Annotated in this window: 23 protein-coding genes and 1 tRNA gene; 9 read left to right on the plus strand and 15 right to left on the minus strand. The window is 55.7% G+C overall.

Annotated features, from left to right (window positions below):
- Nucleotide 1 precedes the first annotated feature (1 nt).
- Nucleotides 2–1,627 (minus strand): TIGR04028 family ABC transporter substrate-binding protein, encoded by a 1,626-nt coding sequence (locus ACNT1W_RS18080; RefSeq protein ID WP_135344129.1) that lies wholly within the window; start codon nt 1,625–1,627, stop codon nt 2–4.
- A gap of 175 nt (nt 1,628–1,802) precedes the next feature.
- Here ACNT1W_RS18080 and ACNT1W_RS18085 point away from each other — a divergent pair, with 175 nt between their 5' ends.
- Nucleotides 1,803–2,051: a hypothetical protein gene (locus ACNT1W_RS18085; RefSeq protein ID WP_012145876.1), complete on the plus strand. Its 249-nt coding sequence runs from the start codon at nt 1,803–1,805 to the stop codon at nt 2,049–2,051.
- 17 nt (nt 2,052–2,068) lie between these two features.
- Here the strand turns inward: ACNT1W_RS18085 and ACNT1W_RS18090 are convergent, their stop codons facing one another.
- Complete coding sequence (locus ACNT1W_RS18090) at nt 2,069–2,698, minus strand: alanyl-tRNA editing protein (protein ID WP_419245961.1); 630 nt, start codon at nt 2,696–2,698, stop codon at nt 2,069–2,071.
- Nucleotides 2,699–2,782: 84 nt separating this feature from the next.
- Here ACNT1W_RS18090 and ACNT1W_RS18095 point away from each other — a divergent pair, with 84 nt between their 5' ends.
- Complete coding sequence (locus tag ACNT1W_RS18095) at nt 2,783–3,718, plus strand: LysR family transcriptional regulator (protein WP_207213191.1); 936 nt, start codon at nt 2,783–2,785, stop codon at nt 3,716–3,718.
- Here ACNT1W_RS18095 and alkB read toward each other — a convergent pair.
- Entirely contained in the window at nt 3,701–4,348 is a 648-nt protein-coding gene (alkB, locus tag ACNT1W_RS18100) for a DNA oxidative demethylase AlkB (protein ID WP_012145879.1), read from the minus strand. The two genes, ACNT1W_RS18095 and alkB, sit on opposite strands and share 18 nt — an antisense overlap.
- Nucleotides 4,349–4,488: 140 nt before the next feature.
- Between alkB and rarD the strand changes: the two genes are divergently transcribed.
- Nucleotides 4,489–5,373, plus strand: coding sequence for an EamA family transporter RarD (rarD, locus tag ACNT1W_RS18105; protein ID WP_112362510.1), 885 nt, complete (start codon nt 4,489–4,491; stop codon nt 5,371–5,373).
- 34 nt (nt 5,374–5,407) lie between these two features.
- Here rarD and ACNT1W_RS18110 read toward each other — a convergent pair whose 3' ends face one another.
- The 11 genes from ACNT1W_RS18110 to citC all read right to left on the minus strand — a co-directional run bounded on the left by ACNT1W_RS18110 (nt 5,408) and on the right by citC (nt 14,980).
- Nucleotides 5,408–6,151 carry a 4'-phosphopantetheinyl transferase family protein gene (locus tag ACNT1W_RS18110; protein ID WP_165366737.1) on the minus strand — a complete coding sequence of 248 codons (744 nt, stop codon included), beginning with the start codon at nt 6,149–6,151 and terminating at the stop codon, nt 5,408–5,410.
- Nucleotides 6,138–6,500: a DUF86 domain-containing protein gene (locus ACNT1W_RS18115; RefSeq protein WP_112362512.1), complete on the minus strand. Its 363-nt coding sequence runs from the start codon at nt 6,498–6,500 to the stop codon at nt 6,138–6,140. Before ACNT1W_RS18115 ends, ACNT1W_RS18110 begins: the two co-directional genes overlap by 14 nt.
- The gene (locus ACNT1W_RS18120; RefSeq protein WP_112362513.1) at nt 6,497–6,787 is read right to left on the minus strand and encodes a nucleotidyltransferase family protein; all 291 of its coding nucleotides are present in this window, start codon (nt 6,785–6,787) and stop codon (nt 6,497–6,499) included. Before ACNT1W_RS18120 ends, ACNT1W_RS18115 begins: the two co-directional genes overlap by 4 nt.
- Nucleotides 6,788–6,904: 117 nt before the next feature.
- Entirely contained in the window at nt 6,905–8,134 is a 1,230-nt protein-coding gene (gene agp / locus ACNT1W_RS18125; protein WP_012145882.1) for a bifunctional glucose-1-phosphatase/inositol phosphatase, read from the minus strand.
- Nucleotides 8,135–8,284: 150 nt separating this feature from the next.
- On the minus strand, nt 8,285–9,748 hold the full coding sequence (locus ACNT1W_RS18130) for an anion permease (protein WP_259189855.1): 1,464 nt from the start codon (nt 9,746–9,748) through the stop codon (nt 8,285–8,287).
- Between the two features lie 29 nt (nt 9,749–9,777).
- Complete coding sequence (gene citG, locus ACNT1W_RS18135; RefSeq protein ID WP_419245962.1) at nt 9,778–10,662, minus strand: triphosphoribosyl-dephospho-CoA synthase CitG; 885 nt, start codon at nt 10,660–10,662, stop codon at nt 9,778–9,780.
- Nucleotides 10,640–11,188 (minus strand): citrate lyase holo-[acyl-carrier protein] synthase, encoded by a 549-nt coding sequence (gene citX, locus ACNT1W_RS18140; RefSeq protein WP_135344124.1) that lies wholly within the window; start codon nt 11,186–11,188, stop codon nt 10,640–10,642. The genes citG and citX overlap by 23 nt, the downstream gene beginning before the upstream one ends.
- A gap of 4 nt (nt 11,189–11,192) precedes the next feature.
- Nucleotides 11,193–12,698: a citrate lyase subunit alpha gene (citF, locus tag ACNT1W_RS18145; RefSeq protein WP_012145886.1), complete on the minus strand. Its 1,506-nt coding sequence runs from the start codon at nt 12,696–12,698 to the stop codon at nt 11,193–11,195.
- The gene (gene citE / locus ACNT1W_RS18150) at nt 12,698–13,618 is read right to left on the minus strand and encodes a citrate (pro-3S)-lyase subunit beta (protein ID WP_017893387.1); all 921 of its coding nucleotides are present in this window, start codon (nt 13,616–13,618) and stop codon (nt 12,698–12,700) included. The genes citF and citE overlap by 1 nt, the downstream gene beginning before the upstream one ends.
- Entirely contained in the window at nt 13,602–13,910 is a 309-nt protein-coding gene (gene citD, locus ACNT1W_RS18155; protein WP_012145888.1) for a citrate lyase acyl carrier protein, read from the minus strand. Before citD ends, citE begins: the two co-directional genes overlap by 17 nt.
- Nucleotides 13,907–14,980 carry a [citrate (pro-3S)-lyase] ligase gene (gene citC / locus ACNT1W_RS18160; protein WP_419245963.1) on the minus strand — a complete coding sequence of 358 codons (1,074 nt, stop codon included), beginning with the start codon at nt 14,978–14,980 and terminating at the stop codon, nt 13,907–13,909. Before citC ends, citD begins: the two co-directional genes overlap by 4 nt.
- A 339-nt stretch (nt 14,981–15,319) precedes the next feature.
- Between citC and dpiA the strand changes: the two genes are divergently transcribed.
- The 3 genes from dpiA to ACNT1W_RS18175 all read left to right on the plus strand — a co-directional run bounded on the left by dpiA (nt 15,320) and on the right by ACNT1W_RS18175 (nt 19,599).
- Nucleotides 15,320–16,006: a two-component response regulator DpiA gene (gene dpiA / locus ACNT1W_RS18165; RefSeq protein ID WP_261277534.1), complete on the plus strand. Its 687-nt coding sequence runs from the start codon at nt 15,320–15,322 to the stop codon at nt 16,004–16,006.
- Nucleotides 16,007–16,320: 314 nt separating this feature from the next.
- Nucleotides 16,321–19,410 (plus strand): beta-galactosidase, encoded by a 3,090-nt coding sequence (locus tag ACNT1W_RS18170; protein ID WP_419245964.1) that lies wholly within the window; start codon nt 16,321–16,323, stop codon nt 19,408–19,410.
- A 113-nt stretch (nt 19,411–19,523) separates the two neighbouring features.
- Nucleotides 19,524–19,599: transfer RNA gene (locus ACNT1W_RS18175), tRNA-Asn, on the plus strand.
- 202 nt (nt 19,600–19,801) lie between these two features.
- Here ACNT1W_RS18175 and ACNT1W_RS18180 read toward each other — a convergent pair.
- A complete protein-coding gene (locus tag ACNT1W_RS18180) occupies nt 19,802–20,518 on the minus strand; it encodes a hypothetical protein (protein ID WP_419245965.1) in 717 nt (238 codons plus the stop codon).
- A 428-nt stretch (nt 20,519–20,946) separates the two neighbouring features.
- Between ACNT1W_RS18180 and ACNT1W_RS18185 the strand changes: the two genes are divergently transcribed.
- The 3 genes from ACNT1W_RS18185 to ACNT1W_RS18195 all read left to right on the plus strand — a co-directional run bounded on the left by ACNT1W_RS18185 (nt 20,947) and on the right by ACNT1W_RS18195 (nt 23,052).
- Nucleotides 20,947–21,891 carry a GIY-YIG nuclease family protein gene (locus ACNT1W_RS18185; RefSeq protein ID WP_419245966.1) on the plus strand — a complete coding sequence of 315 codons (945 nt, stop codon included), beginning with the start codon at nt 20,947–20,949 and terminating at the stop codon, nt 21,889–21,891.
- A 124-nt stretch (nt 21,892–22,015) separates the two neighbouring features.
- On the plus strand, nt 22,016–22,141 hold the full coding sequence (locus tag ACNT1W_RS18190; protein WP_017893393.1) for a hypothetical protein: 126 nt from the start codon (nt 22,016–22,018) through the stop codon (nt 22,139–22,141).
- Between the two features lie 20 nt (nt 22,142–22,161).
- Nucleotides 22,162–23,052 (plus strand): oxidoreductase, encoded by an 891-nt coding sequence (locus ACNT1W_RS18195; protein WP_419245967.1) that lies wholly within the window; start codon nt 22,162–22,164, stop codon nt 23,050–23,052.
- Nucleotides 23,053–23,222 lie beyond the last annotated feature (170 nt).

The raw sequence follows: 23,222 nt of genomic DNA on the forward strand, positions 1-23,222 counted from the left end.
CTCAGTGTTTCTCTAACCAGGCGCCGTAGAAACTCGGGCGACCGACCGCTTCGAAACTAACCCCCTTCAGATAAGGTGCACCGGCAAACACCTGCGGCTCCTCGAAGAACGGGATCACATAGGCCTGATCAAGCAGGTAATTCTGCGCCTCACCGGCAATCTGCAGGCGTTTTTTCGGGTCCACCTCAGAGGCGATGCCCAGCAGCAGCGCGTTCAGCTTGTCATCTTTGAATGCGCTGTTTTTGCCCGTCCCGCCCTGCTGCAACAGCGCATCGCGGTTGGTCGGGTAGAACTGGCTCTTAATCACGTCCGGATCCGCCCGTCCCACCTCCACCACCGCCGCCGGGGTTTTCTGCGGATCGAGGTTATCCGCCACCTTGCTGCCGGCGTCGCCCGCCAGAATGTTCAAGCGCGCGCCGACCTTGCCCCACTGCTGCGAAACCAGCTGCAGCACCGCCTTGTTCTGCGGCTGCGGCAGAGATTCATAGACATTCAGCAGCAATTTTTTGCCGTCCTTCTCGCGCAGGCCGTCACTGCCCTTTTTCCAGCCCGCCTCATCCAGCAGACGGTTGGCCAGCTCCGGGTCGAATTTCAGCTTGGCGGACAAATCGACGAAACCGGCGGCGGAAGAAGCAATCACCGATTTGGCCTGCGGGTAATTAACCGAGAACAGCGTATCGACAATTTGCTTGCTGTCGGTGGCGTGCAGCAGTGCCTGACGCACGCGCAGGTCGCTCACCAGCGGGTTATCCGGCCGGAAGGCGACGCTATCATTGACGCCACGCGTGGGGGCCGCGTAAATCGTGAAGCCCTGTTCCTGCGTCTGCTTCTCGTCGTAGGCCTGGATCTGGCGAATAAAGTCCGCCTGCCCGGCCTGCAGTGCGCCGATGCGCACGCTGTCTTCGCCGGTGACAATCACCTTGATGCCATCCAGATTAGCGCGCCCTTGCTGAGCCAATTTGGCCGGACCCCAGTGATAATCCTTGCGAACGCTCAGGCTGACCTCACGCCCCAGCGTCTCGGCGCTGACCACAAACGGGCCGGAACCGATGATATGGCGCGCATCACCGAGTTGGTCATAGCTGCGGTTCAGGGTGCTGAGCGAAACCAGGCCAGAACCAATGGTGGCGGTGCCCTGCAGGAAGCCGGGAGACGAGTGCTTGAAGTAAAACTTGACGGTTAACGGGTCGATCACTTCGCTGTGGTCGTAGTTATTGATGACTTCGGACACCGGCAGACGTTTCTCTTTATTGCCCAGGCCATAGGTATCGAAGTTTTTCGCCACTGCATTGGCATCCAGCGGTGTACCGTCGGAGAAAGTCACGCCAGGCCGCAGCTTGAAGGTGTATTCGGTTTTATCGGCGTTGCTGCTCCAGGACTCGGCAATCCACGGCTCAATCTCCAGCGTTTGCGGGTTCTGGTAGGTCAGTTTGTCGGTGATTTGATTGAGGATACCGCCGTTGGGGTAGAAACCGCCGGAAGGCGGATAAAGGTTGGTGTGAGCCTGCTGTTCCAGGTAGACAAGCGTGCCGCCCTGCACCGACGCCAGCGCCGGATTCATCGCCGCCGCCAGTCCCAATGCCACTGTTATCCCGCTGGTTAATCGATTGAAAGAGAAATTAAACATTGTGTGCCACGCCTTCTTTATTTCGGAATGTTATGGGTTAGATAACAAACCAAATCGGCGGGGAGTTGAACGAACTAATTTCGCTAACCAATGGCGGAAAATGCACAAGGCATCGGTGGTTGGCAGAAGAGATGTTTTGTTATAACGTATCAGAAATCAAACCGGGAAGACGAAAATGAAAATTCAGCTCTCGCTGTTGTTCCTTGGCTTGTTAGCCGGACGCGCCGCCGCGTTTCAGTCCAAAGTGCCCGAGACGCAACCGGAACAGACGCGCTCAGCGGAAAACAGCCTGGAGAATCTGTTTTACGGATTTCACGCGCTGGACGCGCAAGCGGTCAACATCGGCACCTGCGCAGCGCTGCCGCAGGCGGGATGCCAGTGTGCTTTCTGCACCATGCTGCGACAGGCCGGGCCGACGAAATAATCGGTCCGGATCAAACCTCAGCCCAGCTCATACTGCACGATCAACTGCCCTTTTTTCATCTTGAGCGCGGTAATATTTATCCTACCCAGTTCAGCCAGGGAAGGGACATGGGTACCGCCGCAACCATATGTAGGCAATTCACCAAAACCTACCTGACGCAGGCCGTCAACCGTCAGTTGTTTGCGTGGGAAATCCGCCGCAATCAGCCGCGCCAACTCCGCATGCAGGAAATCCTGATCCAGGGTTTGAGGTTCTGCGTCCGGCACGAAGGTAATACGTCCTTCACCCGGCCAGTGGTGCGCCTTGACCGGCTGCCAGCCGCGCGTTTCACCCAACCAGCCAATCAGATGTCCGGCGGAATGCCAACGGGTATGCAAGCGGCGCAGTTCGCCATCAACCGTTACGCTCACCGGCCCTTCGGGCAGCGGTTCGGCGGTAAAATGCAGCACTTTTTCGCCCTGTTGTGCCACACGCAGCACCGGGATAGTACCGAGCAGGCCGCCGTCGGCCGGTTGTCCGCCGCCCTGCGGGTGGAACAGCGTGGCGTTCAGCTCTATCGCGTATCCGCCGTCTTCAACCGGAGTACAGGCCAGCACCTGTGCTTCGCCCTGTAAGTCATCGCTATAATAATAAAGCCGTTCGGTCATGGTTTTTCTCCTGGTTAGTGGCTCCATTATATTCATGCCATAATCAAAGCATAATCCATCAAAGATACAATGGACCTTTGCGCTGTGAGCACAAATCTCTCTCATTCGCTGCTGGCCGAAATGGCCGTTTTTGTTCAGGTCGTTGAGAGCGGCAGTTTTTCCGCCGCTGCCCGTCGGCTGGGCACTTCCCCTTCTGCTGCCAGCCGCAGCGTGGCCAAACTCGAACAGGCGCTGGCATTGCAACTGCTGCACCGCACCACGCGTAAGCTGCGCCTGAGTGAACAAGGCGAAGAGGTGTTTCTGCGCTGTCGCAGCATGTTGGACACCGCGAACTCGGTCATGGCGTTCAGCGGCCGTGGGGCGGTGGAACCCGAAGGGCTGGTCAGCGTCAGCGTCCCCAAGGCGGTGGGTCGCTTTGTGTTGCACCCGCACATACCGGAGTTTTTACGCCGTTACCCCAAGGTAGACGTTCGCCTGCGGCTGGAAGATCGCTATATGGATCTGATTGACGATCGGGTCGATCTGGCGCTGCGTATTACCGAGCGCCCTTCTCCCGGCTTGATTGGCCGCCAATTGATGACTATCGAACACCTGCTGTGCGCCACCCCCGGTTATCTGGCGCAGCACGGCACGCCACAGCATCCGCAGGATTTGGCGCAGCACAGCTGCATTTATCTGGGGGAAACGCCCAACGACGCCCGCTGGAAATTCCGGCGAGAGGGTAAAACGGTGACGGTGAACGTACACGGACGCTATGCCGCCAACCACACCGGCGTGCGGCTGGATGCAGTAAAACAGCACATTGGCATTGGCAGCCTGCCGTACTTTACTGCCCGGCAGGCGCTGGACAGCGGTGAAGTGGTGCAAGTGTTGCCGGAATGGGACTTTCTCAGCAGTTACCACGGCGGCCTGTGGCTGCTGTATGGCCCCAACCAGCACTTGCCGCCCAAGCTGCGGGTGTTTATCGACTATCTGGTTGCCTGTTTGGCAAAAGAGCCGCAGTTAAAGCGCCTTACGTAGCGTGATGTTAATGCGGTGTGGCCCCACCAGCGAATGGTAACCCTCTTTAATTGGCATAATCCCGTGGAAGCACAGGCGCGACGGGCCGCCCCACACCACCACATCGCCGTGTGCCAAGGGTATGCGCTGGGCGCGATCGCTGCGTTGCATGCCGCCGAACTGGAACACCGCCGGCAGTCCCAGTGAGACGGAAACGATCGGCGAGCCGAAATCATGCTCGTCCTTATCCTGATGCAACGAGAGCTTGCTGCCCGGATCGTAGCGGTTCATCAGGCAGGAATCCGGCACGAAAGGGGCAAAACCCGCCTGCTGCGCCGCCTCATCCGCCAGCGCCATCAGGATAGCCGGGATCGGTGGCCAGCGTTTGCCGCTGCGCGAGTCGCGCTCCGAGTAACGGTAGCCGCGGCTGTCGCTGCTCCAGCCGTTGCCGCACCAGCTCATCGCCACCGACATCACGTGACCGCCCGGCGTGGTCATATGCCGCCACGGCACCTGAGCGATCACCCCATTCACTGCCGCCAGCAACTCCGGACCGTGATCGCGCACAAAACCGTGCATCACCACCGCGCCGGGAGCAATCTGTTCCCGCCATGGCGGCGGTACGGAGTCTTCAAAAAGATCGAGGGTCATCGCATAACACCTGTATTAATACACAGTATTTATTTTAACTCGCCACTGCCGATTGTCCAGTGTGATACGCGGCATTGTTGTCAGCACCAAACTTCACTAGAGTGGGCGGCAATAAAATCAATAACTTTTCAGGACAGCCCGTGATTAAAGGAATAGCGCTTTCCGTTATCGCCTCAATATTGTTCGGCGTGATGTATTACTACACTTCCACTCTGACGCCGCTCGACGGTGAGCAAGTGTTTGGCTGGCGCACCCTGCTGACCGTGCCGTTTTTGACGCTGTTTATGCTGTTTTCCGCCGACTGGCGCAAGGTCAGCGAGACGCTGTGCTGGATAAAACAACGACCGCGCCGCCTGCTGTTTCTGCCGCTGAGCTCGGCGCTGCTGGGGGTTCAGCTGTGGTTGTTCCTGTGGGCGCCGCTGCACGGCAAAGCGCTGGAGGTGTCACTGGGCTATTTCCTGCTGCCGCTGACCATGGTGCTGGCGGGGCGTTTGATCTTCCGCGACAGGCTTTCATTGCTGCAAAAACTGGCGGTTACCTGCGCCATTATCGGCGTTGGTAATGAGCTGTATCAGGTGGGCGGCGTCTCCTGGACCACGCTGGTGGTGGCGCTGGGCTATCCGGTTTACTTTATTTTGCGCCGCCGTTTCGGCACCGACAACCTCGGTGGGCTGTGGTGTGAATTGACATTGATGTTACCGGTGGCCGCCTGGTTCGCCTTCGGTGGCAACGGGCCGCTGGCGGCGCTGAGCATCAGCCCGGCGCTCTATTGGCAAGTTCCGCTGCTGGGGATAATCAGCGCCGCCGCGCTGGTGTGTTATATCCTGGCCAGCCGCCTGCTGCCGTTCAGCCTGTTCGGCCTGCTGAGCTACGTAGAGCCGGTGCTACTGGTGATCGTGGCGCTGCTACTTGGCGAAAGCATCGGCCGGGATGAATGGCTGACCTATATTCCGATCTGGCTGGCGGTGCTGTTACTGGTATCGGAGGGCGCCCGTCACCTGGTTCGACGGCGACGGGCCTTGTGATTAATGTGACAGTGCAACTTTTTCATTTCATTGATTATAAACAGATAAAAGTTGTGACATCGTCACCTTGTTGCCAATAACGACCGCCAAAACGGCGGCCAGCGTGGCAATGCGGCGTGAGATGTTTTAGCAGTTCGAATGCAAAGGTTTGTTGCTGTATATCAACCGCCACCAGGCGTGCATCGAGAAAATCAAAATAGCTACGTACCTGTGTGTACAAGGCTTTGAACAGGCTTTCTTTGGCGGAGAACACTAGCGTCAGCAGCCAGTTGAATGCCTGCGGTTGGGCGCGCAGGTATTCATATTCCGTCTCGCTGATGATAGCCCCCCATAGCTCCTCCGCCCGTGCCGTGGGGATTAACGTTTCAACGTCCAGCCCCACGCCACCCAGCCCGCTCTCCCGGTGTACGGCGCAGAGCGCGGTATCCGCATTATGGCTGATTGCCCCTGCGATGCCCTGCGGCCACTGCGGCGCACGGTCTTCCCCGCGCAACAACGTGAAATCAGCAAGCCCCAGCGTAGCCAGCAACTCCCGCGCCAGGTAACGCCCGGCCAGATACTCCGCCCGCCGCTTCGGCACGGCACGGGCCAGATGTTCGGGGATGCTCATGCCAATGGCGTCGAAACAGCCATCCTGATAGTTCGCCAAAGAAAAGCGGCAACGGGCAACCCGTCCTGGGTAATCATCCAGGTTCAGCCATTCAATGCTGGGGATAAAAGAAGAGAACACAGGTTGTCCATGTTGGGAGCGTAGCAATGACGCTTCAGTTTTTGTCATCAACCTCATGACGTAAGGCACGTAACTGGATCAATAACTCAGGTAGGGCCGTTTGCACCGTAGCCCAAACCACATCGAGGTTAATATCAAAATAGCCATGTGCAATTCGGTTACGCATGCCTCGCATACTGCGCCAAGGCACTTCCGGGTGCTGTTGAGTAAATAGCTCATTATTGTCCATCACTTTGGTGGCGGCTTCACCTATGATGATCAGACTCATTATTACTGCCTGTTGGGTGCGTTTATCGTCAAGAAAATCTTCCTGGCTCACACCATCAACAAAGTTGCATGCATCTGAAGCGGCCCGTACCATATGATCGAGGTAATCGCCAAGCCGATTCTCGTTCATACTGGTCTTGCCTCGGCAAGAATCTTAGCCCGAAATTTGACCGGCAAGTCGGCAGGTGTCAATAGGTCAACCTGAATCCCCAACAACGCCTCGAGTTCGGCCTGCAAGCCACCCAAGTCAAACATTGTCGCACCGGGTAGTGCATCCACAAGCAGATCAAGATCGCTGCCGTCTCTGTCAGTTCCATTTAGCACCGACCCAAAGACGCGCGGATTTGCAGAATGAAACAGCCCTACCGCTTCGCGAACAGCATGACGTTTTTCAGCTAATACGATTGATGGCCGCATCGGTTAACCCTCCCAGGCAAGACTTACTTAAATGCTAGGTGATTGGCGGGGGTGTTTCAAGCGTAATCATCCAAACAGGATCCTCTCCCCCGCAACCGGGAGAGAGGAATGGCGGGATTACAGAATGTCTTTCATGGTTTTTTCGAAGTCGCTCCAGGCGCAGTAGCCCTGCTTATCCACCGGGCAGCCTTTCAGCGCCAGCGTCACGCGCTGCGGCGGGGTTTTCAGCGTCAACGGGCTGGCATTGCGCAACTGGTCGGTCGATTGATACACGTACTCAATCTTCAGCAGGTCACGATCGTTTTTCTTGTCGTGCCAGCGTTGGAACACCAGCTTGCCGCCAATCGGCGTTTTCTCGTATTGATGCGGCAGTTGATATGGCTGGAACTCCATCGCCGACAGCAGCGAAGCAATGTTGGAATCGTGACCGACCAACACCGTCACTTTCGGGGAGTCCGGCTTGCGCTCACCAATCAATGCGCCGTTGATGTAAGTCAGCAGCGGCTTGGCCACGTTCTGCGCCACCACCGGCGAGGTGAATAGCGAATCCTGATAGCCGTCTTTCAACTGCGCCAACTGCTTCCACTGCTGCGGCGTGGTGATTTTGCCCCAGGCCACGTCCTTCATCGGGAAACCTTCGTAATATTGCAGCATAAAGGCATCCACCAGCGAGTTCCCCACCCGTAACGGGCCGGCGACGCCCGGCTCTTTGCCCGGCACTGCGCTCATTTTGCTGGCTTCTTTGGTCAGATCGCAGCGCTTGTCGGTCTTACAACTGTTGGAGTCTTTGTAATCGATGATTTTCGCCAGCTGTTTATAGGCCGCATCCAGCTTCAGCGAGGCCAGCTCTTTATTCATCGCCCCCAGCGCCTGCTGATTGAAAGCGTCGCTGTTGTCGGTGATGATCGGGTTAAAGGTCGGATCCATCTCCCCCATTTTGTCCTGATGATGCACGCTGATGTCGCAACCCGGGAAAGCGCCGTTGGTAAAGAACTGCGCGGTCGCTACCGTGCGCTGCAGGCTGTTGGCATAAACGTAAACGCTGCCGGCCGTTGGGCAGCCTTCCTGCGGCAGAACGCCGGTTTGCTTGAGCCAGGCGTTAAAATAGTGGCCCATATAGACTTCCAGAACCCCGCCCTTGGTGGTCAGCAGGCCACCCGGCGTGTCCCAGGCCGGCCAGGCTTTAGGCGTGGACTGTGCCAGCACGCTGCCGTTATTGGCCAGCGGCGCACGCAGGTTATGGCGACTCATCACCAGCACCTGATCCAATTGATAGTCGTTGGTTTCTGCCAGGGCAGTCCCGGTGATTAATAACGGCAAGCACAGCAATAAGGCTTTTCTTTTCATCCGCAGAGGCTCCAGGAATATGATTATTTTTAGTGTGTTAGCGTTTGCCTCGCTATGATGGAGAGGTTAACGGGGAAAGTGTGTGATGGATATCACAAGGAAAGGTCTGCCCAGCGGCCATCCGCAGATGGCCGCCATTAACTCAAAAACTTACAGCCACAAACGCATGATTGGCCAACCGATCATCAGCAGCGCGGCGATATACACCACGCCGAGAATGCCGCCCATGCGCCAGTAGTCTTTCGATTTCACATAGCCGCAGCCGTAGATGATCACCCCCGGACCAGTGGCGTAAGGCGTCAGCACGCCCATGATGCCGATCGACAGCACCAATAACATCGAGAGTTCCTCCATCGGCACCCCCGGCAGCCCCTTGCCGACCGCCAGGATCACCGGCAGCATGGTAGCGGTGTGCGCCGAAAGGCTGGCGAACAGATAGTGGGCAAAGTAGAACACCAACACCAGCGCCGCCACCGTCATCTCCGGTGAGAAACCGTCCAGATGGGTGCTCATGGTCTCGGCGAACCAGTCGATAAAGCCGGAGCGCGTCAGGCCGTTGGCCATCACCACCAGCGTCGCCAGGTTAACCAGCGTGTTCCAGGCGCTGGAATATTGGGTGATCGCCTTCCACGACACCACATTCAACGCCAGCATCAGCGATACCGCCAGCAGGCAGACCGTGGTGGCATTCACCACCTTACCGCCAAACACCCACAGACACAGGCTAAGCAGCACCAGACCAATCAGCTTGATTTCCTGACGCGTCAGCTTGCCCATCTCGTTCAGCGCGGTATTGGCCCAGGTCGCCACTTCACTGCTGTGGGTCACGCCCGGTTTGTACAGGTAATAGGAGATCAACGGCGCGATAATCAACAGCAACAGCCCAACCGGCAGGAAGGCCAGGAACCACTGCATCCAACTGATATGCACGCCGGCAATCTTGCTGACGAACTCGATCCCCAGTACGTTGGGCGCGGCACCGGTGACGAACATTGAGGAGCTGATGCTGGTCCCCACTACCATCATCCACATCAGGTAGCCGCCAATACGGCGCGAGGAAGGGTCATTGGGGAACGAGTCGAACAACGGCGGCAGGTTTTTCACCACCGGGAACACGGTACCGCCGGTACGCGCGGTATTGGACGGGGTAAACGGCGCCAGCAAGATATCGATGATCACCACCGCATAGCCGAGCGTCAGGGTACGCTTACCCATAAACTTCACCATAAATAGCGCGATACGCCGCCCCAGCCCGGTAGCCTCGTAGCCAAGCGCGAAAATAAATGCACCGAACACCAGCCACACGGTAGTGCTGGAGAACCCCGCCAGCCCCCATTTCAGCGCCTCTTTACCGGCCTTAAAGCCCGGTTCTGCCAGTTCCTGCGCACCAAACAGCACCCAGTTGGCGCTCAACACGCTGAGGGTCACGGCGATAAAACTGATCGCCGTCGCCGGGATCGGCTCCAGGATCATGCCGACAATCATTGCCACAAAAATAGCAAAGTAACGCCAGGCCTGCGGCGGCATCCCTTCCGGGGCGGGTATCCAGAGCAGGATCGCCAACACCAGCAGCGGTGCCAGCGTTTTCCAGACTTTTTCCTTGGTTTCGGACATAAAATTCTCCTGAAGACGGGTTATTGTTTTTAGTTCGCTAACTGCGCCAGCAGCCAGGTGACGATTAACAGGTCGGCGCTACCGCCGGGGCTGAGATTGCGCCTGATGCATTCGGCGTCGAACTGCCGCAGGCGATCAATGCCCTGCTCGCCCTGCGCCCCGCCCTTAGCCAACAACTCTGCGGCGCGTTGCTGCAACCAGCGCAAGCCTTCGATGCCGCCGCGTGACGCGACGTTGGTGTCGTCGTTGTGAGCCATCAGCCACAGCAGGCTGTCCATCAGCGCCGTCTGCTCATCACAGCCGGCGTTCAGCCGTTGTCGATACAGCGGCAGCGCGCCGTTGATCACCCGCTCGAAGCCGGACTCGGCCTCGCCGCGAGCGCCGCTCAGGCCATGTTCGGCAAACAGCCGCTGACCGGCAGTCTGTAACGCGTTGTGCTGTTGCAGCTCACGCGCTACCAACCCGTGACACATTGCCGCCACCTCGGCGCACAAGGTTTTGGCGTTAATAGGGTGTTGTCGCTGGTAACGACGGCCGAAGGCGGCACACAACAGGCCGAGAGAAAACACGCTGCCTTTATGGGTGTTGACGCCGCCGGTGGCCTGGAACATATGGGTTTCACAGGCCAGCCCCAGCGGCCGCAGCCGCAATAGCTGCTCGGCCACCGGGCGGAAGGCATCGTCGCGGCCCTGGCGGACAAAGCGCGGCAGCCAGATGCCAATGGCGCGGGCGCTACGGTAGAAATGCCCGAGGTTCATATCCCGATGAGCCCCGTTGTTGTGACGATCCACCAGCCCCGGTTTGGGGGTCAGATTCACTTCCACCAACAGCGCGCGGTAGGCGGCGTGGGCGAAGTCACCGATCTTCGTTTGTGGCGCATAGCTGACCGGCTCAGCGGGTAGCGAGTGCATCATTGAGCATCCTTTCCATTTCCTGCAGTAGCTGTTCACTGCCGTGCTGCCGTTGACGGGCGCAGAGTTTGGCCGGTTGGCTGCACAGCAGACAGCGACGCTCCGCCAACCCCAGATCGCGGCGCGACAAAATGCGCCCCTGTGAGTCCAGCACGTCGATATCCCACAGTCGGCCAATCGGCTGCTGCACTTCCAACTGGATAGCGCAGTCTTTCACCCGCTGTGCGTCTGCCTGCAACGCCACAAAACCCTCGCAGCCGGTGGACAGCGCCAGCGTTTCGGCCTGCAGGCAGTGCCAGCCCTGCTCGCCCCACATTTGCTGCAGCGCCTGCCAGCCCAGGTTGAAGATATTGCGCGTCAGCGCGCTGTCTTTTACCGCGCCGGGCACCACCAGCGTCAACACCAGCAAGGTGGACTGATGCTGCGCCAGCCACGCCTGTTGCCGGGCCTGACGGCATTCACGGCTGGTGAGCAATTCCGGCAGGCTGACTGCGCGGTTGGCGGCCAGTTCGGGAGGGACGTTAGCCATGGGATTACTCCGCCACCTGATGCACCACGTCGATCACCGAACCGTCGCGATAGCGCACTACCGCCACCACCTTGTCGGTAAAGACGATCGGCTCAGGTTCACCGGTCAGTAGCAGCGCGCGCTGGCGCAGCCAGTCGATGCTGACCACCGGCAAACCGGCTTCTTGCAGCCGCTGCGCCAATTCCGGCCGAGCAGGATTGACGGCAATACCATGATCGGTAACCAGAATGTCGATGCTGGAGCCGGGCGTGACACAGGTGGTGACCTGCTCGACCAGCGTTGGGATACGCCCGCGCACCAGCGGTGCCACGATGATCGCCAGCCGCGCCGCGGCTGCGGTGTCACAGTGGCCACCGGAAGCTCCGCGCAGCAGACCATCGGAACCGGTCAGCACGTTAACGTTAAAACCGGTGTCGATTTCCAACGCGCTCAGCACCACCACGTCAAGCCTGTCGACTGAAGCCCCCTTCGAGCTGAAGTTGGCGTATTGATTGGCACTGATTTCTATGTGATTGGGGTTACGCGCCAGCGACATCGCCGCCGCACGGTCGAAGCTCTGCACGTCCAGCAGCCGGGTGATCAGCCCTTTTTCATGCAAATCCACCATGGTCGAAGTAATGCCACCGAGTGCGAAACCGGCGCGGATACCGCGCGCGCGCATTTTGTCTTCCAGAAAACGCGTCACCGCCAGTGAGGCGCCGCCGGTGCCGGTCTGCAGCGAGAAACCTTCGGTAAAGTAGCCGGAACCGGCGATCACTTCGGCGGCCCGACGGGCAATCAGCAGTTCACGCGGGTTGGAGGTCATGCGCGTGGCGTCGGCACCAATCTTGTCGGCGTCGCCCACCCTTGCCAGTTGAACGATCAGATCCACCCGATCCTGCGCCAGGCTGGCCGGATGATGCGGATAAGGCACAATCGCCTCGGTCAGCAGCACCACGGTGCCCGCCGCGTCGGCATCCACTTTGGCGTAACCCAGCGAGCCGCAGCAGGCTTCGCCGCTGTAGCCATTGGCATTACCGAACTCATCGCAGGCCGGTACCCCGAGGAAGGCAACGTCGATGCTCAATTCGCCGGATTCGATCAGGTTGACCCGACCGCCGTGGGAGTGGATTTGTACCGGTTCGGCCAACAGGCCGCGTGAGATGGCGTCCGCCAGCGGGCCGCGCACGCCGGAGGTATAAATACGGCTCACCACCCCGTTGCGGATATGGCCGACCAGCGGCGCATGGCATTCGCTCAGCGAGCTGGAAGCCAGCGTCAGGTTACGGAACCCCATCGCCGCCAGCGTTTCCATCACCTGATTTAGCGCCAGATCGCCACCGCGAAACGCATGGTGGAAAGAAATGGTCATGCCATCCTGCAATCCGCTGCGGCGCACCGCCTGTTCCAGCGTGTCGCAGCGTTTGATATCACGGGGTTTGCTCGCCTGCTGGTTAGCCTTGGAGGACGCCTGATAGCAGCGCAACTCCGCCAAATTATTCAGGGTCATCAGTCGTTGTTGGCGTTTCATTATGCTTCCTCTCCATGCTGAACCGAGGCTTCGCGGATGCCGGAAAGCGCTGCACGCTGCAGCACCAACCGTGCGCGTTCAATCACCGGGCTGTCGACCATCTTGCCGTTGAGCGACACCACGCCGCGCCCCTCCTGCTCCGCCGCCGCCGCGGCATCCACCACCCGCTGGGCATGGGCCACCTCTTTGGCGGTGGGTGCATACAGGTTGTGCAACAGTTCGATCTGCCGGGGGTTAATCAGGGATTTGCCGTCGAAGCCGAGCTGTTTGATCAGCGCCGCCTCCTGCAGGAAACCGGCTTCGTTATTGGCATCGGAATAAACCGTGTCGAACGCCTGAATGCCAGCCGCCCGAGCCGCCTGCAGCAATGAACAACGTGCGAACAACAGTTCGATGCCTTCCGGAGAACGCTCGGTACGCAGGTTGCGCACGTAGTCTTCCGCTCCCAGCGCAATGCCGATCAGCCGTGGTGAGGCATGGGCAATCGCCACCGCCTGGGTAATACCCGCCGCCGACTCAATCGCCGCCAGCAGGCCGGTGCTGCCGACCGGGCGTCCGCAGTCGGCTTCAATGGCGGCAATCTCGCGATCCATGTCCACCACGTCCTGCGCACTGTCGGTTTTCGGCAGGCGCACAATGTCCGCACCGCCCCGCACCACCGCCTGCAGATCTGCCAGGCCGTAGGCGGAATCCAGCGCGTTAACCCGCACAATGGTTTCCACTTCCTGATACAGCGGATGTTGCAGTGCGTGGTAAACCAGCCGCCGCGCCGCGTCTTTCTCACGCAGGATCACCGAGTCTTCCAGATCGAACATCAGCGCATCGGCCTGATAAATAAAGGCGTTGCTTACCATCGCCGCGTTGGCACCGGGCACGAACAGCATGCTGCGACGCAGGCGGTGTTTATTCAGCGTTTTCATTAGGCGCTCCCCAAGGCAGTTGGCCATTGTCGCAGGCACGCATCAGCGCGGTTTCCAGTCGGGCCCGCAGTACGCAGTCGAGCGCCCCTTTGTCGTCCACCATCACCTGCACCGGCTCCACCTGGTAGTGCTGCAGCACCTGCAACAGCGTCTGGCGGATGGCTTCGCCAAACTGTTTTTCCACGCTGCTGGCGATCAGCAGGTCGTGTTCCGGCCCCTCGGCGGGGGCGATGCGCACCATGACATCGCTGGATTCCAGCGTGCCGGCCATTGCTTCTCGGATAATTTTCATCTTTCACCTGATTGTGCGGATTCAAAGGGGGTGGCCGCCGGTTTGGCCCGGCGCTGCGTTTGCAAATCTTGCAGGTAATACAGGGTGTCCGGTGGCACCAGCGGCGCGGCGGCGTGAAAATCACCCGCGGCCAACAGCTTGCGCACCCAGGAGGCGGAGATTGCCGTGCCCTGATATTGCAAACGCTCAATTTCTACCAGCGCGATTGGCGGGCTGGATAATGCCGGGGTTTCCAGCCAATAACGCATATCGCGGTTGTACTTCGCGGTGACCGCGCAGAACGGTTCGTTGCCGACAAAACGGTGGGTGATGCTCAGCGCGGGTGCCAGATACTGACGAAAGATCTTCAGATCGATCTCGGTGTAGCAGTCGTCGGCAATGCCCTGATCTTTAATGAAGTAACAAGGGAAAGTGGCGCGGGAAATGACGTATTGCGAGCCTTCATGCACCGTCAGGTTGGCAATGTCTGCCGTGCCTGCCAGCACCAGTCGCCGCCGGTCTTCATAGCTGAAACGCGAGGTGTTTTCCTTGACCAAAAACAGGTGCAGCCAGTCGCACTTTTCGGCCGCCTGGCGCACCAGATATTGGTGACCACGGGTAAAGGGGTTGGCATTCATCACAATGCTGCCAATGCGCTTGCCCGGCTGCCGCTGACCCGCCAGTTGGGCGGCATAGCGCTTCAGGCGGCACGGGCTGTTTTCCATCAGCACCACGATGCCCGGCACCTGGGCTATCGGATAAAAACCACACTGGCGGAACAGCGGTTCATTTTGGATTTTGGTATAGATAAATAGCTGGGTGTGGTGGCGTTCATACGCCAGATTCACCAGTTCGGTCGCCAGCCGCAGTGCCAAGCCTTCGCCACGCATTTGTGGGCTGATAGCGACGCACTTGATAATATTGTCTGCTATGCCGCCGCAGGCGACCAACTTATCGTTTTGCGTAACGGTAATAAATATTTCAACCGTCGTATCAATATTCAGATCGTTACTCCGCAGGAAGGTATTAATCTGCGCAATATTTTTATGATCTGATCTTTTCACTCGGTCAAATATGGCATCGCCCAACATATCACACTCTCTGGGTTAACTAATAAATAACAAATAAAACAGAAAACGAACATCAATTAACATTCCGACGGGGAATTAAAACCTTAAAAACCATAAAGATAAAACAGTTAAAATCATGGCCCGCATTTGATTAAACGATAGTAATCAGAAAAAAATAGCCAATTATTGACCTGTTTCACAAACCACCTCTGGTTAATAAGTTATTTAATGTTCTTTATTTACTTAATTATTTTTATGGTGTTTATTATTGAGATAATCTTTATTTTACGCGGCAATTAACTTACATTTTATTAGCATGTTGATTGCATATTTAAAGACGATGGGGAGACGAGATTCACTATGGAATGGTTGAATATACTGATCGTCGAAGATGAGACGCCGCTGGCGGAGATGCATGCGGAGTTTATCCGGCAGAACGGCGGTTGTCGGCAAATCTGGCTGGCCGGTACCCTGGCGCAAGCCCGTATGATGACTGAGCGCTTCAAACCGGATCTGATCCTGCTGGATAACTTCCTGCCCGATGGCCAGGGCATTGAGCTGCTGCGTGAGCTGACCCTGAGTGGTTATGTCGGCGGCATCGTGTTTATAACCGCCGCCAGCGATATGGATACCGTGGCCGAAGCGCTGCGTTACGGGGTGTTCGATTACCTGATCAAACCCTTGGCCTATGATCGTCTGGCCCACACGCTGCTGCGCTTTAGCCAGCGGCGTCTGGCGCTGAAAGACAAAGCGCGACTTAGCCAGCACCGCATCGATCAGATGTTCAACACCTACGCACGCGGTGAACAGCAGGCTGCGCTACCAGCGGGCATTGATGAACTGACGCTGGTAAAAGTCCGCGCCTTGTTCGATCACGCCTCCAGCAGCCACACCGCTGAAAGCGTTGCGCAAAAAATGGGGCTAAGCCGTACCACCGCACGCCGCTATCTGGAGTTTTGTACCGCCGCCCAGCAGCTGCGTGCAGAAATCATTTACGGCAAAGTGGGCCGTCCGCAGCGGATTTATCGCCCCAACCTGCCAGAATAAGCGGTTATTTGATCGCCCCTGCAAGCTTGAATGTATACCCTATAGCTTTCAAGTCGCAGCTAGGCGCCCAGCTCGCTCATCCCCAGGCGCTTACTCGAGTAAGTTACTGGGGTGACAAATCTGCCAGGAGCAGATTTGAACGCTGCTTGCAGCGGCCCCGAAGGGGTGTGGCCCATGGACGGGCCACATAACTGAGTGCAGGTAACAACGCTGCGGCTTGAAAGATGACGGGTATAACCGCTTTACTTTTTTGGTACTCATCAGCATCTTATTCGGCATGATGCCTCTATAATCTGCCGACAGGACGATCGCCGATGAGTAGCCTGCCCTATCCTTCCCTGAAAGACCTCCTCGCCCGCCGGGACTGGCAAAATCCGGCCTGTACCCATTATCAGCGGCTGGCTGCACATCCGCCTTTCTCGAGCTGGCGCAACCTGAATGCCGCCCGTGATGACAAGAGCAGCGAGAGCCGGCAAATATTGAACGGCGACTGGCAGTTCAGCTATTTCGATAAGCCCCAGGCGGTACCCGACGGTTGGTTACAACAGGACCTGGCCGACGCAGATACTCTTGCGGTGCCGTCCAACTGGCAACTTGCCGGTTATGACGCGCCGATCTACACCAACGTCCGCTACCCGATCCCGGTCAATCCGCCACAGGTACCAGAGGAAAACCCGACCGGCTGCTATTCGCGGCAGTTTACCGTCGACCCTGCCTGGCTGGCGGAAGGCCAGACGCGCATCATTTTTGACGGCGTCAACTCGGCGTTTTATCTGTGGTGCAACGGCCACTGGGTCGGTTATTCACAGGACAGCCGCCTGCCCGCCGAGTTTGATCTCAGCCCCTGGTTGCAGGCCGGTGAGAACCGACTGGCGGTGATGGTGCTGCGCTGGTGCGATGGCAGCTATCTGGAAGATCAGGATATGTGGCGCATGAGCGGTATTTTCCGCGACGTCAGCCTGCTGCATAAACCCGCCACGCATCTGAGCGATATCCGCATCACCACCCCGCTGTATGACAGTTTCCGCCGTGGCGAACTGGTGGCGGAAGTTCACATCAACCAGCCCACGCAGCACCGGGTACAGTTGCAGTTATGGCGTGATGGTCAACTGGTTGGGGAAAAAACTCAGGCATTCGGCAGTGAAATTATCGACGAACGCGGTGCCTATGAGGATCGCACTACCCTGCGCCTGCCGGTGGAACAACCAGCGTTGTGGAGCGCGGAAACACCCACGCTGTACCGCGCAACCGTCACCTTGCTGTCGCCGGAAGGAAAAATTATTGAGGTGGAGGCCTATGACGTCGGCTTCCGCCAGGTGGAAATCAGCAATGGACTGCTGAAGCTTAACGGCCAGCCCTTGTTGATCCGCGGTACCAACCGCCACGAACATCATCCACAGCACGGCCAGGTGATGGACGAGGCCACCATGCGCCATGACATCCTGCTGATGAAGCAACACAACTTCAACGCGGTGCGCTGCTCACACTACCCGAACCATCCATTGTGGTACCGGCTATGCGATCGCTACGGGCTGTATGTGGTGGATGAAGCCAATATTGAAACCCACGGCATGCAGCCGATGAACCGGTTGTCTGACGATCCGCTATGGTTGCCGGCAATGAGCGAACGCGTAACCCGCATGGTGCAGCGTGACCGCAACCACCCTTGTATTATTATCTGGTCGCTGGGTAACGAATCCGGTCACGGCTGCAACCACGACGCGCTGTATCGCTGGGTGAAAACTCAGGAGCCTACCCGCCCGGTTCAGTACGAAGGCGGCGGGGCCAACAGCGCCGCCACCGATATTATCTGCCCGATGTATGCGCGGGTGGATCAGGATCAGCCGTTCCCCGCCGTGCCCAAGTGGTCAATCAAAAAGTGGATCGGCCTGCCGGATGAGCATCGCCCGCTGATCCTGTGTGAATACGCTCATGCGATGGGCAACAGCTTCGGGGGTTTTGACCGCTACTGGCAGGCCTTCCGTCAGTATCCGCGCCTGCAGGGTGGCTTCGTCTGGGACTGGGTCGATCAGGCACTGACCCGCAGTGATGAAAACGGCAACCCTTACTGGGCTTACGGTGGCGACTTTGGCGACACGCCGAACGATCGACAATTCTGCCTTAACGGTCTGGTATTCCCCGACCGCACACCCCACCCAGCGCTGTTTGAAGCGCAACGCGCACAGCAATTTTTCCAGTTTACCTTCGACGCCGAAACGCTGACGCTGACCGTCAACAGCGAGTATCTGTTCCGCCAAACCGATAATGAACGGCTGAACTGGCGGCTGGAACTCGATGGCACGGAGCGCGCCAGCGGCAGCTTCGATCTCAACCTGCTACCGCAGAGTAGCGCCAGCTTCCCACTGCTCGAACGCTTGCCGATGCTCCATCAACCCGGCGAACTGTGGCTGAATGTCGAAGTGGTGCAACCGCTGGCCACCGACTGGTCCGAAGCCAACCATCGCTGCGCCTGGGACCAATGGTTGGTGCCACGCACGCTGCATTTTGCACCACCAGCAGTGGCCGGTTCAGCGCCACAGCTGAGCCAAAATAACCAAACTATCGACATAACCCGTGGCCATCAACGCTGGCAGTTTACGCGCCACGACGGCTGCCTGAGCCAATGGTGGCAACATGACCACTCTCAACTGCTGACGCCACTGCGCGATAACTTTATCCGTGCGCCGCTGGATAACGACATCGGCATCAGCGAAGTCGAGCGCATCGATCCCAACGCCTGGGTAGAACGCTGGAAGCTGGCGGGCATGTATCGGCTGGAGGAGCGCTGCACGCTGTTGCAGGCCGATCAATTGAGCGACGGCGTGCGGGTGGTGAGCGAACACCTGTTCGAAGCCGATGGGCAAACGCTGCTGCGCAGTCGCAAACAGTGGCTGTTCGACAGCGAGGGCGCCGTCAGCATCAGCGTCGACGTCGATATTGCCGCCAGTCTGCCGCCACCGGCACGTATTGGCCTGAGCTGCCAACTGAAAGAAATTCATCCACAGGCGCAATGGTTGGGGCTGGGCCCACATGAGAATTACCCGGACCGCCGCCTCGCCGCGCAATTTGGGCGTTGGCAGCAGCCGCTGGAAGCGTTGCACACGCCGTATATCTTCCCCGGCGAGAACGGGCTACGCTGCGAGACCCGCAGCCTGCAGTACGGTGGCTGGCACATCGACGGACGGTTCCACTTTTCGCTCAGCCGCTACGGCCTGCGCCAGTTGATGGAATGCAGCCACCAGCACCTGCTGCAACCGGAAGCCGGTACCTGGCTCAGCCTGGACGGTTTCCACATGGGGGTGGGCGGTGACGACTCCTGGAGCCCGAGCGTTAATCAGGACTACCTGCTCAGCGGCAGCCATTACCATTATCAACTGCGTCTAAAACGCGCAGAACGGAGCTAAATCTGCCAAAAGCTCAACGGGTTGCGCATTCTGTAAGCAAACAGTCACAGAATGCGTAATCCGCCTTTGACATGCTGCCAACACCCCGTTATGATTCCGGCCGTTCAAACGATTCCTCTGTAGTTCAGTCGGTAGAACGGCGGACTGTTAATCCGTATGTCACTGGTTCGAGTCCAGTCAGAGGAGCCATATTAGAAAAGCCCGCTTAAGGAAACTTAAGCGGGCTTTTTGCTTTTGTTTTGGTGGATGGCTGCTACGAGCGAGAAACGGACATGGGCTTTAACATTAAAGGCCACGGCTTGACTACCGAAACCATGATGATCTCCTCCCAAAGTAAGTATACCCATAAATACTCACTCAATTAATATCATAGTACTACCGTTGACTGGGGCTAAATTTTATTAAAGTATTTACGAGTTATTCCCCATGTTTTCACCAAAACATGCTTCACCTCATCTGCAGTCATGGCAACTGGTTTTCCGTGCCTCAAATCATCAGAAAATATTTTTACTTCATCAATTTCAGCTCGTGAACAGTCAGATGTTTCTCTAAACGATTTCCAATGATAACGTTCTTCTTTGATAGTTATATTTTTCAAAAGTGAATTGTGATTTTTTAAACTTTCAATTGCTCTATAACAGTAAAATGCAGCATCATCAGCATTTCTCAAAGCGCTCATCAAGTCATTAAGAGCTCGACTAAGTAACACGCCTGCTTGACCATAAGTCTTAGGTAAACCTTCATTAAGTGTTACGAATAAGTCTACGGCACCCCAAAATTCTTGTATGTCTGTATTTGCAACACCATATACATAATCCACAGAGAGATCGTCGTTATAAACCCGGTCAACCTTAATGTCATAATATACACCCGAATAAAAACCCAATAGAGAAAGATAGTTCTGAATAATGTTATGAGTGATATTTCTCAAAGTCATAATATCAACATTCTCTTCTAAACGCACTATTGCAAGCAACTGATTATTTACAATTGAACACTCAAATACCCCCTCACTACCGCTGATTAGATTTATTTTTAGAGAGAAGCTATAAGACATTTGTGCACGTTCAGGAAGCACAACACCTATAAAGGTATATTTAAACTCCATTTTCCCCTCCATATTTATCTGCGTGTTTAGATATACTAAGCTAACTTCTAGGTGAAAAATATCAACTCAGACCCAAGGCATCGTTAGTTTGACATTGACTTCCTGAGACTGCAACTTGAGTACCGTGGGTATAGCTAAGTCTGCTTTTTGCACGACGCTGAGTGGCCTTGGATGCATGATGACTGCTATGAGCGAAGTGTGGAAGTTCATAATTTATTACTGCCAAGGGCATTAATAACATTTTTGTGTGTTAATCAACGAGGAGTATGTCACCTCTGTTTAGGTGGGCAAATTAAGTGCGCCACTACATTATATAATCAGTGACCATAGTGAATAAAACTGTGAAAAGCTATAAAACCTCTCTAATTTTAACTTAATTTGTTGATATTTTAATCAAATAGTGATAAATAAAAATTTTTAGTACAAAGATGGATTTTAAAATGGAATGGAGATTTTTAGGTTCCATATCAGATGCTAGGAAGTCTGGCTGTAGTGGAGTTTATCTTATCGTTCATCAAGGGCTTTTTAATCGCGTTGTCTATGTTGGGGTGAGTTGTAATGTAGGGCGAAGGATAAATGAACATTTTGAAGGTTACCTGAGAGGAAACCGAACAATTTACAATGCAGGTCACAATGATGACGTGTATCGTTTTATGTCAAGTTATAAAATCCACAACCATATAAAATACTACAAATCACTAGCAAAGGACTATAAAATATGGGCATCAACAACAGTACATTTTGATACACCTAAGAATATATTAGCAAAAAACCAGGATTTTGATGCCACTTGGAAGAGCATTGCATTTGAAACATATATCCCTCAACTGAAAGTATGGGCCCTTCCAATGGCTAATTACTGTTATTCAAATGCAACTAGAATTGAAAGTGTAATCCAGACAAAAATTATTAAAGCTTTTGATCTGAGAGGTTTTTTTAATGTTAAACCCTTAAGTATTTTAGGAAAAATTGAACACCCCCATTTAGAAAAGATTAGAGATTTTATTATCGATTCTCCCGATGTGGACCTGGCATCCCAACTTATTTTTAGCAACTTGTACACTAAAGAGACTGATAGCAACTTTAGTAAAGAGTTTTTTTCACAATTTGAAAGTGAAATTTCTCAAAGGGTAAATAAAAATCAGAAAAGGCGAGAGGTTTGGGACTATAAGATCTCTCTTTATAAAAACCATGGCAAACCTTGGACTTTAAAAGAGATGGAAAAACTAAGAGTCATGCTAGTAGATTTTGATCTGTCCCCAACAGAAATATCTGATTACCTTGGAAGAGAACCTCGCTCAATCTCTAAAAAAATAAGCGAAAATGATAAAATTACCAATAATAAGTGGCGAGAGAGCGTCGGATGGTTGTGACGTAGCATATTGACTGAAATAAACTCATCAAGCAACGTCCGTTCTTGGCACAGAGCAGACTGTTAAAGCTCTTTGAACACAATCTCGCTTTGAGCCGACTTTTTGATGCTCGTTCTGGCTATCGGTGCGACACGAAATCAGCTTGCTGTTTGCCGCAGTCCTGGGTTATCTGTTTCTCGGTGAAATACTCACGTTCAGCAAAATACTGGCGAGCACGGTGAGTGCTACCGGCACGCTGTTGATGGATTGACGATAACAGGAGGACTTGAAATGCCTGACTCCCCTACTATTGCTCTGATTGGTCCCGGTGCGATTGGTACCACTATCGCTGCTGCATTGCACGAAATCGGCCGCACGCCACTACTTTGCGGGCGCACCGCGCACCCACAATTAATTCTGCGTCACGATGAAGGTGAAGTGGTGGTTCCTGGTCCGGTATTGAGCAGGCCGCCGACCAGCACCCAACCCTTCGATCTGGTCTTTGTGGCGGTGAAAACGACCCAGGTGGCTGAGAGCGCCCATTGGCTTGCCGCGTTATGCGATGAAAACACTGTCGTGTGTGCGCTGCAAAACGGTGTCGAACAGAAAACTCTGTTGGAACCCTATGTTAACGGAGCAACGGTACTGCCTTCGGTCGTATGGTTCCCGGCACAGCGCGAACCAGATTCCTCTGTCCGCCTGCGGGCTAAACCGCGTTTGACACTCCCGGATGTGCCGCAGGTAAAACGGGTCGTTGATGCGCTCAGCGGTAGCCGCTGCAGCGTTGAGTTGTCATCCGATTTCCTCTCGATCGCCTGGCGCAAACTATTGCAGAATGCGGTCGCGGGCCTGATGGTTCTTGCAAACCGCCGTGCGGGAATGTTCTCACGCGGGGATATCACGAAACTGGCACTGGCTTATCTGCATGAATGTCTGTCTGTCGCACGAGCCGAAGGTGCGGTACTTAGCGATAACGTTCCACAGGAGATCGTTGACGGTTTTCATCGTGCGCCTGCGGATTTGGGTACCTCCATTCTCGCCGATCGCCAGGCCAATCGCCCGCTGGAATGGGAGATACGCAACGGCGTCGTGCAGCGTTATGGCCATGCGCAGGGTATTCCTACCCCCATTAGCGACATCCTTGTTCCTTTGTTAGCGGCAGGAAGCGAAGGGCCGGGTTGAAGCAGTAAACACCAACGGCGTTTGTAGGGGGCGTTTCTCAAAGCTTTTTGACCCGTCAATGCCCCCACTACCGACACTTTCCCCCTCCCCACCCCAGATCATGAATATGCCTCATGTGGTAATGAAATTAAGTCGCTTTCACTCATTCCGTGGCTCTGGCATAAAAGATG

This window comes from Serratia sp. NFX21 (assembly GCF_048517035.1).
Taxonomy (GTDB): Bacteria; Pseudomonadota; Gammaproteobacteria; order Enterobacterales; family Enterobacteriaceae; genus Serratia; species Serratia quinivorans.

Excerpts from the sequence above, each read along its gene's own strand:
- ACNT1W_RS18080 (WP_135344129.1), bottom strand. The coding sequence starts at position 1,627 with ATGTTTAATTTCTCTTTCAATCGATTAACCAGCGGGATAACAGTGGCA.
- ACNT1W_RS18085 (WP_012145876.1), top strand. The coding sequence starts at position 1,803 with ATGAAAATTCAGCTCTCGCTGTTGTTCCTTGGCTTGTTAGCCGGACGC.
- ACNT1W_RS18090 (WP_419245961.1), bottom strand. The coding sequence starts at position 2,698 with ATGACCGAACGGCTTTATTATTATAGCGATGACTTACAGGGCGAAGCA.
- alkB (WP_012145879.1), bottom strand. The coding sequence starts at position 4,348 with ATGACCCTCGATCTTTTTGAAGACTCCGTACCGCCGCCATGGCGGGAA.
- ACNT1W_RS18110 (WP_165366737.1), bottom strand. The coding sequence starts at position 6,151 with ATGACAAAAACTGAAGCGTCATTGCTACGCTCCCAACATGGACAACCT.
- ACNT1W_RS18115 (WP_112362512.1), bottom strand. The coding sequence starts at position 6,500 with ATGAACGAGAATCGGCTTGGCGATTACCTCGATCATATGGTACGGGCC.
- ACNT1W_RS18120 (WP_112362513.1), bottom strand. The coding sequence starts at position 6,787 with ATGCGGCCATCAATCGTATTAGCTGAAAAACGTCATGCTGTTCGCGAA.
- agp (WP_012145882.1), bottom strand. The coding sequence starts at position 8,134 with ATGAAAAGAAAAGCCTTATTGCTGTGCTTGCCGTTATTAATCACCGGG.
- ACNT1W_RS18130 (WP_259189855.1), bottom strand. The coding sequence starts at position 9,748 with ATGTCCGAAACCAAGGAAAAAGTCTGGAAAACGCTGGCACCGCTGCTG.
- citG (WP_419245962.1), bottom strand. The coding sequence starts at position 10,662 with ATGATGCACTCGCTACCCGCTGAGCCGGTCAGCTATGCGCCACAAACG.
- citX (WP_135344124.1), bottom strand. The coding sequence starts at position 11,188 with ATGGCTAACGTCCCTCCCGAACTGGCCGCCAACCGCGCAGTCAGCCTG.
- citF (WP_012145886.1), bottom strand. The coding sequence starts at position 12,698 with ATGAAACGCCAACAACGACTGATGACCCTGAATAATTTGGCGGAGTTG.
- citE (WP_017893387.1), bottom strand. The coding sequence starts at position 13,618 with ATGAAAACGCTGAATAAACACCGCCTGCGTCGCAGCATGCTGTTCGTG.
- citD (WP_012145888.1), bottom strand. The coding sequence starts at position 13,910 with ATGAAAATTATCCGAGAAGCAATGGCCGGCACGCTGGAATCCAGCGAT.
- citC (WP_419245963.1), bottom strand. The coding sequence starts at position 14,980 with ATGTTGGGCGATGCCATATTTGACCGAGTGAAAAGATCAGATCATAAA.
- dpiA (WP_261277534.1), top strand. The coding sequence starts at position 15,320 with ATGGAATGGTTGAATATACTGATCGTCGAAGATGAGACGCCGCTGGCG.
- ACNT1W_RS18170 (WP_419245964.1), top strand. The coding sequence starts at position 16,321 with ATGAGTAGCCTGCCCTATCCTTCCCTGAAAGACCTCCTCGCCCGCCGG.
- ACNT1W_RS18180 (WP_419245965.1), bottom strand. The coding sequence starts at position 20,518 with ATGGAGTTTAAATATACCTTTATAGGTGTTGTGCTTCCTGAACGTGCA.
- ACNT1W_RS18185 (WP_419245966.1), top strand. The coding sequence starts at position 20,947 with ATGGATTTTAAAATGGAATGGAGATTTTTAGGTTCCATATCAGATGCT.
- ACNT1W_RS18195 (WP_419245967.1), top strand. The coding sequence starts at position 22,162 with ATGCCTGACTCCCCTACTATTGCTCTGATTGGTCCCGGTGCGATTGGT.